Origin of the sequence: Halomonas sp. S3-1-1, from assembly GCF_023757625.1 — a bacterium.
GTDB lineage: Bacteria > Pseudomonadota > Gammaproteobacteria > Pseudomonadales > Halomonadaceae > Vreelandella.
The window spans coordinates 501453-518100 of sequence record NZ_JALGBZ010000003.1 but is presented as its reverse complement, the minus strand read 5'-3'; the positions used below and the strand labels follow the sequence as shown (position 1 = coordinate 518100).

At 56.7% G+C, this 16648-nt stretch carries 16 protein-coding genes; 13 read left to right on the top strand and 3 right to left on the bottom strand.

What is annotated here, in order from left to right; genetic code table 11:
- Window positions 1-135: 135 nt before the first annotated feature.
- The 6 genes from paaA (at window position 136) to paaZ (ending at window position 6078) form a co-directional block, all read left to right on the top strand.
- Window positions 136-1122 carry a 1,2-phenylacetyl-CoA epoxidase subunit PaaA gene (gene paaA, locus MQW23_RS11755; protein WP_252108278.1) on the top strand — a complete coding sequence of 329 codons (987 nt, stop codon included), beginning with the start codon at window positions 136-138 and terminating at the stop codon, window positions 1120-1122.
- Between the two features lie 101 nt (window positions 1123-1223).
- Window positions 1224-1505, top strand: coding sequence for a 1,2-phenylacetyl-CoA epoxidase subunit PaaB (paaB, locus tag MQW23_RS11750; RefSeq protein ID WP_252108505.1), 282 nt, complete (start codon window positions 1224-1226; stop codon window positions 1503-1505).
- 11 nt (window positions 1506-1516) lie between these two features.
- Complete coding sequence (gene paaC, locus MQW23_RS11745; RefSeq protein WP_252108277.1) at window positions 1517-2296, top strand: 1,2-phenylacetyl-CoA epoxidase subunit PaaC; 780 nt, start codon at window positions 1517-1519, stop codon at window positions 2294-2296.
- A complete protein-coding gene (paaD, locus tag MQW23_RS11740) occupies window positions 2280-2864 on the top strand; it encodes a 1,2-phenylacetyl-CoA epoxidase subunit PaaD (protein WP_252108276.1) in 585 nt (194 codons plus the stop codon). The genes paaC and paaD overlap by 17 nt, the downstream gene beginning before the upstream one ends.
- A 19-nt stretch (window positions 2865-2883) precedes the next feature.
- The gene (gene paaE / locus MQW23_RS11735; RefSeq protein ID WP_252108275.1) at window positions 2884-3966 is read left to right on the top strand and encodes a 1,2-phenylacetyl-CoA epoxidase subunit PaaE; all 1083 of its coding nucleotides are present in this window, start codon (window positions 2884-2886) and stop codon (window positions 3964-3966) included.
- 69 nt (window positions 3967-4035) lie between these two features.
- The gene (paaZ, locus tag MQW23_RS11730; protein ID WP_252108274.1) at window positions 4036-6078 is read left to right on the top strand and encodes a phenylacetic acid degradation bifunctional protein PaaZ; all 2043 of its coding nucleotides are present in this window, start codon (window positions 4036-4038) and stop codon (window positions 6076-6078) included.
- 112 nt (window positions 6079-6190) lie between these two features.
- Here paaZ and MQW23_RS19570 read toward each other — a convergent pair whose 3' ends face one another.
- The gene (locus MQW23_RS19570) at window positions 6191-6526 is read right to left on the bottom strand and encodes a hypothetical protein (protein ID WP_442908595.1); all 336 of its coding nucleotides are present in this window, start codon (window positions 6524-6526) and stop codon (window positions 6191-6193) included.
- 341 nt (window positions 6527-6867) lie between these two features.
- Window positions 6868-7365 carry a MarR family winged helix-turn-helix transcriptional regulator gene (locus tag MQW23_RS11720; RefSeq protein WP_252108273.1) on the bottom strand — a complete coding sequence of 166 codons (498 nt, stop codon included), beginning with the start codon at window positions 7363-7365 and terminating at the stop codon, window positions 6868-6870.
- A gap of 452 nt (window positions 7366-7817) precedes the next feature.
- Here MQW23_RS11720 and hmgA point away from each other — a divergent pair, with 452 nt between their 5' ends.
- The 6 genes from hmgA (at window position 7818) to MQW23_RS11690 (ending at window position 12136) form a co-directional block, all read left to right on the top strand.
- Complete coding sequence (hmgA, locus tag MQW23_RS11715) at window positions 7818-9125, top strand: homogentisate 1,2-dioxygenase (protein ID WP_252108272.1); 1308 nt, start codon at window positions 7818-7820, stop codon at window positions 9123-9125.
- 37 nt (window positions 9126-9162) lie between these two features.
- On the top strand, window positions 9163-10182 hold the full coding sequence (locus MQW23_RS11710) for a fumarylacetoacetate hydrolase family protein (protein WP_252108271.1): 1020 nt from the start codon (window positions 9163-9165) through the stop codon (window positions 10180-10182).
- A gap of 11 nt (window positions 10183-10193) precedes the next feature.
- On the top strand, window positions 10194-10844 hold the full coding sequence (maiA, locus tag MQW23_RS11705) for a maleylacetoacetate isomerase (RefSeq protein ID WP_252108270.1): 651 nt from the start codon (window positions 10194-10196) through the stop codon (window positions 10842-10844).
- Between the two features lie 181 nt (window positions 10845-11025).
- On the top strand, window positions 11026-11298 hold the full coding sequence (locus MQW23_RS11700; protein WP_353653847.1) for an MFS transporter: 273 nt from the start codon (window positions 11026-11028) through the stop codon (window positions 11296-11298).
- 144 nt (window positions 11299-11442) lie between these two features.
- Window positions 11443-11700 (top strand): hypothetical protein, encoded by a 258-nt coding sequence (locus MQW23_RS11695; protein WP_252108269.1) that lies wholly within the window; start codon window positions 11443-11445, stop codon window positions 11698-11700.
- Window positions 11701-11824: 124 nt separating this feature from the next.
- On the top strand, window positions 11825-12136 hold the full coding sequence (locus MQW23_RS11690; protein WP_252108268.1) for an MFS transporter: 312 nt from the start codon (window positions 11825-11827) through the stop codon (window positions 12134-12136).
- A 268-nt stretch (window positions 12137-12404) separates the two neighbouring features.
- Here MQW23_RS11690 and MQW23_RS11685 read toward each other — a convergent pair whose 3' ends face one another.
- Window positions 12405-15920, bottom strand: coding sequence for an indolepyruvate ferredoxin oxidoreductase family protein (locus MQW23_RS11685; RefSeq protein ID WP_252108267.1), 3516 nt, complete (start codon window positions 15918-15920; stop codon window positions 12405-12407).
- 204 nt (window positions 15921-16124) lie between these two features.
- Between MQW23_RS11685 and MQW23_RS11680 the strand changes: the two genes are divergently transcribed.
- Window positions 16125-16580 carry an Lrp/AsnC family transcriptional regulator gene (locus MQW23_RS11680; protein WP_252108266.1) on the top strand — a complete coding sequence of 152 codons (456 nt, stop codon included), beginning with the start codon at window positions 16125-16127 and terminating at the stop codon, window positions 16578-16580.
- Window positions 16581-16648 lie beyond the last annotated feature (68 nt).

Here is a 16648-nt window from a genome sequence, read left to right as displayed (position 1 = left end):
TGGCCAAGACTGTAATCACAAAGTCTAAAAGTGACACACAATAATAGGTATTGATAAAATATTTCGTGTCACTATACTTGAGTAAAGATAAGCAGCACTCCATGACCCTGACATACCGATGCCGCGGAGGTCTCTATGTACGCGCAGCTCGTTGAAACCGGTTCTACCCAACTCAAAACGCTCGATGAGATGGGCCCTGAGGAGCGTCACTTTCAGGAGCGCATCAATGATGAAATCAAGATCGAACCCAAAAACTGGATGCCGGATGCCTACCGCAAAACGCTGATCCGTCAGATCTCTCAACACGCACACTCCGAGATCGTCGGTATGCTGCCGGAGGGCAACTGGTTGACCCGCGCCCCCACGCTGAAGCGCAAACTTCAGCTCATGGCCAAGATTCAGGATGAAGCGGGGCACGGCCTGTACCTGTACAGCGCCATGGAAACGCTGGGTGCCGACCGCGACGATGAGATCGATAAACTGCACGATGGTCGCGCCAAATACTCGAGCATCTTCAACTACCCGACCCTCAACTGGGCCGATATGGGAACCATCGGTTGGCTGGTCGATGGCGCGGCCATCGTCAACCAGGTGCCACTCCAGCGTACCTCTTACGGCCCCTACGCCCGCGCCATGATTCGCGTGTGTAAGGAAGAGAGCTTCCACCAGCGTCAGGGTTACCAGATTCTGCTCACCATGATGCAAGAGGGCACCGACGAGCAGAAAGCCATGGTGCAGGACTCGATCAACCGCTTCTGGTGGCCGGCACTGATGATGTTTGGGCCTTCCGACGACAACTCGCCCAATAGCGCACAGTCGATGGCCTGGAAAATCAAACGTCACAGCAACGATGAACTGCGTCAGCGCTTCCTCGACCAGACCGTTCCGCAGCTTGAGCTGTTGGGTTGCACCGCGCCTGACCCCGATCTCAAGTACAACGAGGAAACCGGCCACTACGAGTTCGGTGAGATTGACTGGCAAGAGTTCTTTGATGTGGTCAAGGGCAATGGCCCCTGCAACCGTGAGCGTATCGAATCGCGCCGCAGCGCGATCGATAACGGTGCCTGGGTACGCGAAGCGGCCGTTGCCTACGCCGAAAAGCGTCAGCATCAAGCCGCCTGAACGGTCGCCACCCTACCCATCACCATCCGATAACAAACCTCATCTTAAAACAATCAGGCGCCTCGCAAGACGAGGCTCCTATGACCACAGAGGCTTTCCTCATGGCTGACTGGCCCCTTTTTGAAGTGTTTATTCGCAGTAAGCACGGTCTTAATCACAAGCACGTGGGCAGCGTCCACGCCGCTGATCGCAGCATGGCGATCGAAAATGCCCGCGAACTCTACACCCGTCGTAATGAAGGCGTGAGCATCTGGGTGGTACCGGCCAGCGATATCACCGCGTCGTCTCCCGACGAGAAAGAGCCGCTGTTCGATCCGTCCAATGACAAGGTCTATCGGCATGCGTCCTTTTACAAACTGCCGAAAGAAGTCGGCCACATGTGAGGGAGGCAGCGATGCAAAACGCAGCTCAAAAGACACAAACACCGCTGACCACCTTTCTTCTACGCCTGGGTGACAACGCCCTGGTACTCGGGCAACGCCACGCACAGCTATGCGGCAAGGCACCGACGCTGGAGGAAGAGTTGGCGTTGATGAACGTCGGCCTGGACCTGTTTGGCCAAGCGCGCAACTGGCTCACCTACGCCGCCGAACTCGAAGATGAAGGGCATGACGCGGATCACCTCGCCTTTCGGCGCGATGCCCATGACTTTCGCAACTTACTGCTCGTCGAACAGCCCAACGGCGACTTCGCCGATATCATAGGCCGTCAGTTTCTATTCGACGCCTGGCACGTCCACTTGCTTGAGGATCTCGCTCAGTCGAGCGACCCGCGCATCGCCGAGGTGGCGGCCAAGTCGCTCAAGGAAGCGACCTATCATCTACGCCGCTCCTCCCAGTGGGTCATGCGTCTTGGCGACGGCACCGAGGAGAGCCACGCCCGCATGCAGCGCGCCGTGAACAACCTGTGGCAATTCACCGGCGAGATGCTGCAAGCCGACGAGATCGACCAGGCCATGCAGGAAGCTGATATCGCGCCGTCACCCGAGCGCTTGGCGTCGCGTTGGAAAGCCACCGTGGAAGAGGTTTTCCAGCAAGCCACCCTGGAACGCCCGCCCTACGATGCCTGGATGTATACCGGCGGAAAAGTCGGTCACCATACCGAGCACCTGGGCTTCCTGCTGGCGGAAATGCAATACCTGCCGAGGGCCTATCCCGATGCAACCGTCTGGTAATCATCCGTCATCATCCACCCAGGCATGGCCGTCCAGCGACCTGATCGGCACCGATCGTAGCGGCCTGCCGCCCGCCGGTGACGAAGGCGATATCAACGCCGTGCTGGCCGTGCTTCAGGAAGTGCCCGACCCAGAAGTGCCGGTGGTCAGCGTCGTGGAGCTGGGTATCGTGCGCGATATCCAGTGGATTGACAGCCGGCTAGCGGTCAGCGTCACCCCAACCTACTCCGGCTGCCCGGCGACGGAAGTTATCGAACAGCATATTTATGAAGCGCTGGTGGCCGCTGGCTACCCAAACCCGCTGATTCAGCGCCGCCTATCACCCGCCTGGACCACCGATTGGTTGACCGAAGCCGGGCGCGAAAAACTGCACGCTTACGGCATTGCACCGCCGGTGGGAAGTGCGAGTAAGCGCAGCCTGACCGGCCACTCTGACCCGGTCGTTCCCTGCCCCTTGTGCGGCAGCAAGGCGACCGAACGCGTCAGCGAATTCGGCTCTACGGCTTGTAAGGCGCTCTACCGCTGCCGCGACTGCCTTGAGCCTTTCGACTATTTCAAGTGTCTGTAAAACGACGAGACCATTTCCCATGAGCCGATTTCACGCCCTGACCGTCAAGGATATACGCAAGGAAACCCATGATGCCGTTTCCATTGCCTTCCACATTCCCGATGACCTGCTGGATGCCTTTCGCTTTACCCAAGGGCAGTACCTGACGCTGCGCCGCGACATCGAAGGCGAAGACATCCGTCGCTCTTATTCGATTTGCACCGGCGTTCACGAACATGAGCTGAGAGTCGCCGTCAAGCTGGTGCCGGGCGGCAGCTTTTCCACCTTTGCCAACCAGCACTTACAGCCCGGTGACCAGCTAGACGTGATGCCCCCCCAAGGCAAGTTCTTCGTGCCAATCGACCCCAGCCGTGAAGGGCACTATTTGGCGGTCACCGCAGGCAGCGGCGTGACCCCCATCATGTCAATCGTCTCCACTACGCTTGAAAGCGAGCCAAACAGCCGCTTTACCGTGATCTATGGCAACCGCTCAACCACCGGCACGCTGTTTCGCGAACGCCTGCAGGATCTTAAAGACCGTTACCTTGAGCGTCTCAACATCATTTACGTCTTCAGCCGCGAGCAACAGGAGATCGATCTTTACAACGGTCGCATCGATGCCGACAAATGCAACGCCCTGTTTGACCGCTGGGTAGACGTACCCAAGCTCGACGCCGCGTTTATCTGTGGCCCGCACGAAATGACCGAGATCGTGCGTGATGTGCTGACCCAACATGGCCTGCCAAAGGAAAAAGTCCACTTCGAGCTGTTCACTACTGGGCTGCCGACAGCCGGCGCCAAGCGCCGCCAGGCGACGCAGTCAGCTCAGGTAAACGCGGAAACCTCGCACATCACAGTGATCATCGACGGCCGTACGATTGAGTACGACCTGCCCCGTAACACCCAGAACATTCTGGATGCGGGTAACGAGCATGGTGCGGACCTGCCCTTCTCGTGCAAGGCGGGCGTGTGCTCTACCTGCAAGTCGAAAGTCATCGAAGGTGAGGTGGAAATGGATGCCAATTTCGCGCTCGAGGATTACGAAATAGACGCAGGCTACGTGCTCTCCTGCCAGTGCTACCCGATCAGCGACAGGGTGGTGCTTGACTATGACGAGGTATAACCCCTAGCCCACCCTCTTCCAAGCCGACGAATGCGTCGGCTTAGTCTATGTTTTGCTGGAGAACGCTCAATGTCAGTTTTACAGAGTTACATCGCAGGCCAGTGGTTTGGCAACACCGAGTCCAAGGCACTGACTAGCGCCATTAACGGCACCACCGTTGCGCATACTCACCAAGAAGAGATCGACTTCCGTGAAGCGGTGTCGTATGCCCGTGACACCGGCGTGAAAAATTTGCTGGCACTGGATTTCCAGCAACGTGCCGCCATTCTCAAGGCGCTGGCCGCCTATATCCAAGAGCGTAAGCGTGAGCTCTATGCCATCTCTCACCACACCGGCTGCACCAAGGCCGACTCCTGGATCGACATCGACGGCGGTTTCGGCACCCTGTTTACCTACGCCTCTACGGGCCGCAAGGAGCTGCCCTCCGGCAACGTGGCCCATGAAGGCCCGGCCATCCAATTGGGTAAAGAGAACCACTTCAATGGCACCCATATTCTGGTGCCCCGCCGCGGCGTATCGGTGCACATCAATGCCTTCAACTTCCCCATCTGGGGCATGCTGGAGAAGTTCGCGCCCGCCTTTTTGGCAGGCATGCCCTGCATCTTCAAACCGGCCACCGCCACGAGCTACCTGACCGAAGCGGCCGTGCGCGTGATCAACGACTCAGGCCTGCTGCCCGAAGGCGCCCTGCAACTGATCATCGGCGGGGCCGGCGACTTGCTGGATCAACTGGAAGAGCAGGATGTTGTCACCTTTACCGGCTCCGCCAGCACCGCCCTGATGCTCAAACAGCACCCTAACCTGCTGGCCAAGAGCATACCGTTCAATGCCGAGGCAGACTCGCTGAACAGTGCCATCATGGCACCGGACGTGACACCTGCAGACGAAGAGTTCGAGATATTTGCCAAAGAGGTCGTCAAGGAGATGACCGCCAAGGCAGGCCAAAAATGTACCGCTATACGCCGAGTGCTGGTGCCCGCCGAGCATCTGGATGCCTTGGCGAACACACTGAAGTCGCGGCTTGCCGACATCGTGGTCGGTGATCCTCATGAAGAGGGCGTGCGCATGGGCGCACTCTCTTCCCGCGACCAACTGAGCGACGTTCACCAGGCAATCGAGCAACTGCTAGCAACCAGTGAATGCGTCTTCGGCAGAGACAGCCATGCCAAGGTGGTCGGCCAGGGGGTTGAAAACGGCGCCTTCATTACTCCCCACTTACTGATCAACCGCCACCCGCTGAACGATGGCGGTGCTCACGATATTGAAGCTTTCGGCCCAGTCGCGACGCTCATGCCCTATCACGGCATCGACGAAGCCCTGACCATCGCCGCCAAAGGCAAGGGCAGCCTGGTAACCACGCTGACCACCAAAGACCCAGCCATTGCGGCCGAGATGATTCCCGTCCTGGCCGCCCAGCATGGTCGCCTGCAGATTCTGGACGCCGAGGCATCGAAGGAGTCCACGGGTCACGGCTCGCCACTACCGATGCTCAAGCATGGCGGGCCCGGTCGCGCAGGCGGTGGCGAGGAGCTGGGTGGCATTCGTGCGGTTCACCACTACCTGCAGCGCACCGCCCTTCAGGGCTCGCCCACCATGCTCGCGGCAGTGACACGGGAGTATGTGCGTGGCGCCCAGGTGATCGAGACGGATGTCCACCCCTTCCGCCGCCATTTTGACGATCTCAAGGTGGGCGAGTCACTGCTCACCCACCGCCGTACAGTCACCGAAGCCGATATCGTCAATTTCGGCTGCCTCTCCGGCGACCACTTCTACATGCACTTCGACGACATTGCCGCCAAAGAGACCCAGTTCGGCGAGCGTATTGCCCACGGCTACTTTGTCCTCTCTGCGGCTGCCGGTCTGTTCGTTTACCCCGGCGAAGGCCCGGTATTGGCGAACTACGGCCTGGATACGCTGCGCTTCATCACCCCGGTGCGGGTCGGCGACACCATCCGCGCTCGCCTCACCTGCAAGCGCAAAATTGACCAAGGACGGGCATCGCCGGATGGCCACCCGCAAGGCGTGGTGATGTGGGACGTAGCGGTGACCAATCAACATGATGAGTTAGTCGCCAGTTACGACATCCTAACGCTGGTGGCAAAGCGGCAGTAACGGTCCAGCCCAGTACAGTTGATGAGAGAAAACGGGTGACAGGACGTATGTTCTGTCACCCGTTTGTTTAGCAAGATAGTCAATAGAACCGAACCGTATTAAAGCTACGCCATTAATACCGCGACTGCGGCAGGAAAAGTACAAGAGCGGGAAAGAGAAGCACGAGCAGCGCGCGTAGGGCATCCACTACCCAGAAAGGAGTGACGCCGCGGAAGATAGTGCCGGTTGATACATCCGGCAATACGGCCCACAATATGAACACATTCATGCCGATGAGGTTTTTTATCAACTGACCTTGATGACGATAACCACCAGTATGCAGAACCACACCAATGTTTGGTCTTGGCAAAGAGAAAATCGGTAGACCTTGGAGATCATGTGCTCGGCCGTAGTCACGGCGGACTGACCACGAAGATACACATTGTGTGTGATCACCATGGTTTTCCATTCGCCTTTTCTCTGTCAGCCCCAGCGCGCCGATTCGATTTATATGACGGAACGGCTTGAAAAGGTGCGACTATCAGGTCACTCTGGTCGACCTCGAAAACGCAGTCGTTACACCTTGTAAGACAAGGGTGCGGCTGTGTCGCGTTACGGCATGCGTCCGATCATCCCGCAGTGTCATATGAACCGACGCCCGAAACCGGGTTTTCCTCATCAGTTTGACCGGCCAAAATATCGCCAGCGTAACGTGTGGAACGCCTGTTTGGCTGGCTAAAGGAAAAACGTTGACTCAATATCCGTTACGTTAAGCTGGCCTGCATTGAGCGATACATGAGAACCTACTTTTCAGACAGAACCGCCAACTCTCTCCAACTGTCTTTCCAGTTTGCCCATGATATTGATCAAATCCCGATACTCACCAACACTCAGGGTCGACATCAGGTCGGCTTCCCACGCCTGAGCTTCGGGCACTAACTTATTGAGTAGGGCTTGCCCTGCGTCTGTCAGTTGCAAGTCATGTAAGCGCTGGTCTTGCTGTGATGGCGTGCGGCTTATCAGTCCACGGTCTTCCAGCGACTGAATCGCGCGTGACACGCGAGCCTTATCCATATTGGTGTAGGTACAGACCTTCTTAGCGGTTAAATCATCACAATGGCTGAGCCAAGCCAGCACGCGCCACTGGGCAATGTTGAGTTCATAAGACTCGGCATAAAGCTTCTCTAACGCTTGGCTGATTCGGTCAGCTAACCGATTGATTTTGTAGGGTAAAAACTGATTTATATCTAACTCTGCCCTAGCTGAAGACACCAGTAATGCATCACCGCCTGTTTTATCCATCGTCATTGTGTTTCTCCTAGAGCCACCGTTTATCAGGGGTGGTGATGACAAAAAATCAGCACAATAGCTGGGAATATGGGCACCAGCAACGCGCCTATCACACTGACCATCCATGAGATGCAAACCAGCTCGCTGCAATGGGGCTTAGTATAGGCGAAACAGCGCCTATAAATAATCTCACTTGAAACCATTTGGCGAAAAAAATCCATTCTGAAGTATTATTATTTTTATAAGCTTCTGATATAAAATTGATTATTACCAAGGTATTTTAAAATACAGCCTACACCGCTCGCTAAATACTAGACTTTTAGTTTCACTAGAAACTATTATCCCTAACATGTAGCTGGCAAGCACCGTAGGCATCTTGAGCCAGAAGCTCGCTTCTCATCCTGGGTTAGTGGGCAATAAGCAGACGCCGTCATTTATCAACATACGTTCAAATAAAGCAGGTCTTAAAAATGACTGAACAACTGCACTATCAACATGGCTTTCATAATCACTTTTCAACCGAAGCGCTGCCGGGTGCACTGCCGGTGGGGCAAAACTCACCTCAGCAGTGCGCTTACGGTTTATACGCGGAACAACTAACCGGTTCTGCATTTACCGCACCGCGTCATCAAAATTTTCGCAGCTGGCTTTACCGCATTCGCCCCTCCGTCGTGCAAAGCGCGTATCTGCCACTCGAAAATCGCAACGTGCACACCGCCCCATTAGACAAGCCCGCGGCTGACCCCAATCAAATGCGCTGGGACCCCGTTCCATTGCCTAATGCACCGACTGACTTTATCGATGGCTTGTTTACCATTACGGTGAACGGTGATGCCGCCACCCAAGCGGGCGTAGGCGTGCATGTCTACACCTTTAATCAGGACATGACCGAGCGTTTTTTCTACAACGCTGATGGAGAACTGCTCTTCGTGCCACAAATGGGCGCCATTCGTCTGCGCACCGAATTTGGTGACATTGAGGTCGATAACGGTGAAATTGCGGTCATTCCGCGCGGGGTAAAATTCCAAGTGCGTAGAGCTCAGGGTGCTGATGCCGCGCGTGGGTACCTTTGCGAGAACTACGGCAGTCCGTTAGAGCTGCCCGGCCTCGGCCCTATTGGTGCTAACGGCTTAGCTAACCCGCGTGACTTCCAAAGCCCCGTGGCGGCCTATGAAGACCTGGAGGGCGACTACCGCTTAGTCGCTAAGTTCTCGGGGCGTTTCTGGGAGACAAAACTCAACCATTCACCGTTAGATGTGGTGGCATGGCACGGAAACTGTGCCCCTTATAAATATAATCTCGCCAACTTTAACACCATCAATACGGTTAGCTTCGATCATCCGGATCCGTCAATCTTCACCGTACTGACGTCACCCTCCGATACACCGGGAGTGGCGAATCTCGATTTTGTGATCTTCCCACCACGCTGGATGGTTGCCGAGAACACCTTTAGGCCCCCCTGGTTCCATCGCAATCTAATGAGTGAGTTTATGGGGCTGATACACGGCGAGTACGACGCAAAAGCCGAAGGCTTCACCCCTGGCGGCGCCAGTCTACATAACTCAATGTCGCCCCATGGCCCCGATGCGGAGACCTTTGAAAAAGCCTCCAAGGCTGAGCTTAAGCCCCACTTCATCGGCGATACGCTGGCCTTTATGTTTGAAAGCCGCTACCTCTTTCACCCGACCCCTGCGGCCCTGAATGCTGACTTCCGTCAACGTAATTATGTGGATGTTTGGTCGACGCTGCGCTCCCACTTCAACCCAAGTCAGCCCTGAACCCTCTACACCCCCTGACCACAAGGATTGAATCACTATGAAACTTGCCACACTAAAGAAGGAGCGTGACGGAGAACTCATCATCGTCTCGCGTGACCTCTCCCGCGCGGTGAGCGCCGTTGATATTGCGCCCACCCTTCAGGCTGCCATCGAGAACTGGGAGGCGCTTAGCCCTCGGCTTGAAGAGCGCTCTGCTCAGCTTAACCGGGGCGATGCTGAAAACACTTTTGAGCTTAATCAGAGTGCGCTGCACTCCCCTTTACCGCGTGCCTATCAGTGGGCCGACGGCTCCGCCTATCTGAACCATGTCCAGTTGGTACGCCAGGCGCGTAATGCCGAAATGCCTGAAACCTTCTGGACAGACCCGCTCATGTATCAGGGCGGTAGCGACTGCTTCCTGGCACCCACCGACGATATCGAGGCGGTGAGTGAAGAGCATGGCATCGACTTTGAAGGTGAGATCGCAGTCATTACGGATGACGTGCCCATGGCGGTAACCGCCGAGGAAGCGGGTAAGCACATCAAGCTAGTGATGCTGGTCAACGATGTGAGTCTGCGTGGCCTGATTCCCGGTGAACTCGCCAAAGGATTCGGCTTTTTCCAGGCTAAGCCCGCCTCCTCTTTCTCGCCCATCGCGGTCACCCCAGATGAACTGGGCGATGCTTGGCAGGATGGTAAAGTGCACCTGCCACTAACCGTGCACTTGAATGGCGAGAAATTTGGCGAGCCAGAAGCTGGACCAGATATGATTTTTAACTTTCCACAGCTGGTTGCCCATGCCGCTAGAACCCGCTATCTCGGCGCGGGCGTTGTCATTGGCTCAGGCACTGTTTCCAACCCAGACCCCGACGGCGGCCCAGGAAAGCCCGTCGCTGACGGCGGCGTGGGTTATAGCTGTTTGGCCGAAGTCCGCATGGTCGAGCAGATCCTGTACGGCCAGGTAAAAACGCCCTTTATGCGCTTTGGCGACCGCGTTCGCATCGAGATGTTTGACCGCGATGGCAACAACATATTTGGTACGATCGATCAGCAAGTAGTGCCGTACTCGCCCAAATAAAGGAAGGCAATATGACGACGCTTTACGGCTACTTCCGCTCGTCGGCGGCTTACCGGGTGCGTATTGCCTTAAACCTTAAGGGGCTCGATTACGACCAGATCCCGGTTAACCTGGTGCAAGGCGAGCAGCGTGATGGTGAACATCTGGCGCGCAACCCTCAGGGGCTGGTGCCTAGCCTGGTGCTGGACGATAGCTCCGTGATCAACCAGTCGCTGGCGGTCTGCGAATACCTCAATGAGGTGCATCCCGAGCCCGCGCTGCTGCCGGTTGACGCCTTAGGGCGCGCCCAGGTTCGCGCGCTTGCGCAGCTAATCGCTTGCGAAATTCACCCACTCAACAACCTGAAGGTACTCAAGTATCTTGTCGGCGAGCTGGGCGCGGATGAAGCCGCCAAACTGGCCTGGTACCACCACTGGATTGGTGAGGGTTTCACCGCTGTAGAGGCGATGCTCGCTAACCTCAGCAACGGAGATTTTTGCTATGGCGACACCCCTACGTTGGCGGATATATGTCTAGTCCCCCAGGTGTATAACGCGCAACGCTTCGAGTGCGACTTATCGGCCTATCCGACGATCCAACGTATCGTTGCCAACTGCCGTCTGCTGCCCGCCTTCGCAAAGGCAGCACCGGAGGCGCAGCCTGACGCCAGCCAACCCCGATAAAAACAAGGCATACTGAGCAGACTACTGATAAGCGGGCGCCTCTCCACCGGGAAGGCGCCCGTAGCACGTCCGCAGGGCAATACATCCAACCATAAGGAGTTAAGGGGTGCTAAAGCTACCCTCTACCGCCGCCGTCGTTGCCCTGGCAGCGTTGACAGCGCTCGGCCCACTAGCGACGGATATGTATTTACCGGCCATGCCAGCCATGGCAGAGGCACTCCATACTGGCCCAGACCGAATCCAGCTAACCCTTAGCCTCTATATGGCTGGCTTTGCTCTGGCCCAACTGCTGTGTGGCCCAATCTCTGATCACGTTGGCCGCAGCCCGGTGATGATCGCCGGCTTATCGCTGTTTCTCGCTGCCAGCATACTCTGCGCCTGGGCACCTAGATCGAGTGGTTGCTGGTCGGCCGCTTTCTACAGGCCTTCGGCGGCGCTGCCGGCCCAGTCTTAGCAAGGGCAGCGTACGCGATATTCATGGCCCCATCGAGGCTGGGCGTATCCTCTCCTATATGGCCAGCACCATGGCGCTTGCCCCTGCGTTAGCCCCCGTTGTGGGCGCAAGGCTACTGCTTTTTTTGGCTGGGAGTCGGTGTTCGTGGTGCTTGCGCTCTACGCGGCGGTGATGCTGGCCGTGCTGACCCTGATGCTGCCCGAACCGCTGGCGAAGGCGCAGCGGCAATCGATCCACCCGAGCACGATACTGGCAAACTTTCGCCTGCTGCTGAGTCAGCGTGCCTTTATTGGCTACACCTTGGTTAATGCTACCGCTTTTTCCGGGCTTTTTGCCTACCTTTCCGGCTCGTCCTTTGTGCTGATTGAGTATATGGGGGGCGCCCCACCCTTTATGGTGTGATGTTCACGCTGATTATCGGGGCTTCTTTTTCGGGACGCTGATCAGCGGCCGATACAGCCACCGTCTGGGTCGTGACCGCCTTATCACGCTGGGCACCATGGTCTGCGCAACAGGTGGCGTAGCAATGGCCGGTTTGGCGGTGGCCACTATCCACTTCCCCTGGGCGGTGGTGGGGCCTCATATGCTCTTCATGCTGGGGATAGGTCTGCTGATGCCTCAAACAATGGCCGGTGCTCTGGCGCCCAACCCTCAGTGTGCAGGCGCCGCCTCCTCCTTGTTTGGTTTCCTGCAAATGACAAGTGCCGCCATTATGGGCGGGTTAGTCGGGCAACTCCACGACGGCAGCTCGCGCACCATGGCCTTGACGATAGGATTGATGGGGCTACTCGCCCTGATAAGCCACTGGCTACTGGTACGCCGCCGCCCCGAAGCCTAGTATTTTGAGCAAAGCCTTTTAAGCAAAGCCCTTTGAGCAAAGTCCTTTGAGAAAGCCCGTTAAGCAGACCCTGTATGAACGTCTGCTGAAAAAGCATCTTGCTGTATAGAGGTATCGGTACTCAGCGCTATCGATACTCAGAACTCGCGCTACACTGGCGCATTGCTAAACAAGCGCATACCTAAACAAGAACATTGCTAAACAAGCGCATAGAGCCATAGCAGCAGGCCACGCATTGCGTGGCCTGCTCGTCGTTATCAACGTCAACTCAAGCGGCTTCGACAGCGATGGTCTTCGAGCGCCCTTCGCGTAGCTCCACCAGTAACTTCTCGCGGCGCTCATTGGCTTTCTCGGCGGCAGCCTCACGCACTGGCCCGAAACCACGAATCTCTTCCGGCAACTTGGCTAGCGCCAAGGCAGTCGCATGATTCGTGTCATCAAGGCGCGCCACTAACTCCTCAATCAGCTGCTCATAGTCAGCCAGTAAGGCACGATCGAGCTTGCGATCGGCACTGAAGCGGAAAGGATCAAGGGCCGTATTGCGCAGACCGCGCATCTTTGCCAAGGCGCCCATTGCCTTCAGCATCCAAGGGCCGAAGCGGCGCTTCACCGGGCGCCCCTGAGCATCTTTACGACCACCGATAAGTGGCGGCGCCAAGTGGAAGGTTAACTGGTAATCCCCCGCGAACGTTGCTTTGACCTCCTCCAGAAAATCGCTCTGGGTATAAAGCCTTGCCACTTCATACTCATCTTTATACGCCATCAAACGATAGAGCTGGTGGGCGACGGCCTCACTCAATGATTGGCCACCGTTTAGCGCTGTTTCTGCTTCACGTACTTTCGTTACTTGGACCACGTAACGCTCAGCCCAAGCACGGTTCTGATAGCGCTCCAGGTGACGACGATGACGGGCGACCACTTCGTCCAGCGTGGCATTGGTTGGGAGTGGCATCGTATCCAGGTGTTGCTGGAGGTAGTCGGGCTCCACCGCCGCCAGGCGCCCCCAGGCAAATGCTTGCCGATTCTTTTCCACGGCCACACCGTTGAGCTCCAGGGCACGCTGCAGCGCAGGTTCAGAGAGCGGCACCAACCCTTGCTGCCAGGCAAACCCTAGCATCATCATATTGGAGAATACCGTATCCCCTAGCAGTTGCTCAGCCAGACGATTCGCATCCAGCGAAGCAAAGCGTTCATCACCTACCGCTTCACGCAACATATTAAGGCGTTTACCGGGCTGCATATCCGCATCGCGATATAGCACGTAATCGGCGGTAGCTAGCTCCGCCAGATTGGCAACAATACGGGTGGTGGGCTGCAGCACATTGAGGGCTTTCTGCGAACTCGCCACGACCATGTCACAGGCAATGACAGCATCGGCCTGGCCCGCTTCGATACGCACCTGATTAAGCTCGCTGGGCTGCGCTGCCAAGCGCACGTAACTGAGTACCGCCCCGCCTTTTTGCGCAAACCCCATGAAATCGAGCACGCTGGAGCCCTTGCCTTCCAGATGTGCAGCCATGGTGATCAGTTGCCCGACGGTCACCACGCCCGTGCCGCCAACGCCCCCCACCAGAAGGTCATAAGGGGCTGTCAGCGGTGCGAGCGCAGGGTTCGGCAAATGTGCAATACGTTGCCAAAAGGCATTATCCGCCGCAACGCCTTGCCCTTTACGTAGCTCGCCCCCTTCCACAGTGACAAAGCTGGGGCAAAAACCACTCACACAGGACATATCCTTGTTACAGGAGGATTGATCGATCTTGCGCTTACGGCCTAGTTCGGTCTCACGCGGCACCACCGATAAACAGTTGGACTGTACCGAGCAATCACCACAGCCTTCGCAAACATGGTGGTTGATAAACACCCGGCGGGCGGGGTCTTCCATCAACCCGCGCTTACGACGACGACGCTTCTCAGCCGCGCAGGCCTGGTCATAGATCAACACCGTGCAGCCAGGAATGTCGCGCAGTTCACGCTGCAGCGCATCCATCTCGTCACGCCCATGGAAGGTAACCTGCTTGGGAAACTCCTTCTCATGGCCACGGTATTTTTCGGGCTCGTCACTGACCACCATCACCCGGCGCACACCTTCATCCAGCGACTGCCGGGCAATCATGGGCACGTTGATTTGCCCATCCACCGGCTGACCGCCCGTCATGGCGACAGCATCATTGAACAGAATCTTATAGGTAATATTGACCTTCGCCGCCACCGCCTGGCGCACCGCCATTGAGCCGGAATGAAACCAGGTACCCTCGCCCAAGTTCTGGAAAATATGGCCGTTGCCGGTAAAGCGACTCTTGCCTACCCAGTTAACACCTTCGCCCCCCATCTGGATTAACGACTCCGTGCTACGATCCATCCACGAGGCCATAAAATGGCAGCCGATACCCGCTAGCGCCTTGCTACCTTCAGGCACCTTGGTCGAGCTATTATGCGGGCAGCCGGAGCAGAAGTAGGGCATCCGACGCACACCACCAAGCTCCTTGACGCCCGCTCGGCAAGCATCGACGGTGGCCAGCTTGTCGCTAAAATCCATTGCGAAAAAGCGCGCCAGACGCTCTGCCACGAAGCCTGCCAACAGGCGCGGGCTCAGCTCTCCGACATAGGGGATCAGCGGTTTGCCGGTTTCATCCTGCTTGCCGGTCACGATAACCTCGCCGGGATGGTCGGGTTCCGACATGTACTCCTTCAACTGGCTTTCGATAATCCCGCGCTTCTCTTCAATGACCAGCACTTCACGCTTGCCATGAATAAACTCAAGGATGCCGGGGCGATGGAGTGGCCACACCATGCCAACCTTATATATTTCTATCCCGAGATCGCGCAGCTTCGCTTCATCCAGCCCCAACAAACGCAGCGCCTCAAGCAAGTCCAGGTGCCCCTTGCCTGTGGTCACCAGCCCAAACGTCGCCTGCTGCTGGCGATATAGGTACTGATCGATCGGGTTGGCCGTGGCAAACGCCTGCACCGCGGCCAGCTTGTGCTCGATGCGGGTCTCAAGCTGCGGCCCGGGCAAATCAGGCCAGCGGTAGTGTAGCCCGCCTTCCGGCATGTCGAAATCCGGTATTACATACTCAGGCAAGGGGGGTACGTCCACCGAAGCGCCACTCTCTACGGTCTCAGAAACCGCTTTGAACCCCACCCAGCAACCAGAGAAGCGTGACAGTGCGTAGCCCCATAGCCCAAAGCGCTCATACTCTGCCAATGACGCAGGGCTTAACACCGGCATAAACCACGCCATAAAGGCGACATCAGACTGATGCGGCATAGAGGAGGAGACACAGCCGTGGTCATCGCCCGCCACCACCAGCACCCCCCCCGTGGGCGAGCTACCGTAGGCATTACCGTGCTTTAAAGCATCCCCTGCGCGGTCGACACCTGGCCCCTTGCCGTACCACATACCAAACACACCCTCTACTTGCTTATCCGGGTCTGTCTCGACTTGCTGGCAACCCAGCATCATGGTGGCGGCCAGGTCTTCATTGATCGCCGGAACAAAATCGATGTGGTGCTCTTTTATCGCGTCTTTCGCCCGCCAAATCTCCTGGTCAACGCCCCCTAAAGGCGATCCGCGATAGCCGCTAATCAACCCCGCCGTGCGACGGCCATCACGGCGATCAAGTTCGGCCTGGCGCAAGGCGATGCGCACCAGCGCCTGGGTGCCGGTGAGAAAGATACGACCTTCTCCACGGCTATAGCGGTCAGCTAACTGATAATCATCGAGGGCAATATTGACAGGCTGAGCGGTAGTGCCTACCTGTTCAGCGATTGAGGGAGTTGTCATGAGCGTTCACCAGTACGGTTGAAGAGTTATGGTTGTAATACGCTTGAGTCTAGCCAAGAGCGCACTAAAAGTGCTTGCTAATTCACCCTTCAAAAGCTTGGTTATTAATAATTTATTTCTTTTTTATCGCTTTTACGCAATGATATTCAGCAAATCATAAAAAAATGAAATAGCCCTATGAAAGAAGTGAGCAAAGAGAGCAGCTTGGACAGGCATGATCAGCGTATCCTTACCCTGCTTCAGCAGCAGGGGCGCATGACCAACAATGAACTCGCCGAACAGATCGGGCTATCCCCCGCCGCCTGCTGGCGACGTGTAAAGACCCTGGAAGAGAGTGGTGTGATTCGCCGCTTTGCTGCGCTGGTGGAGCCCAGCCTAGTGGGCCAGTCACTATCGGCACTGGTCATGGTGACGCTGGTTCGCCATCACATCGACAATACCGTGGAGTTCGAAAAACGCATTCTGCAATACCCAGAGGTACTGCAGTGCTATGCCACCACCGGCAACGCCGACTTCGTGCTGCGCGTGGTGATCGAAGACATGGCCGCTTATGACCGGTTTCTGAATGAAAAACTCTTCACCCTGGAGGGCATTTCCCAGGTCAACTCCAACTTCGTGCTACGTAATATCAAAGAAGAAACGGCTATCCCGATTGGCTGAGTCGGGATAGCAGCAACACGGCTTGGCAATCGCGCCGTGTTGGTTTGATCGATCGCATGGTCGGCGCC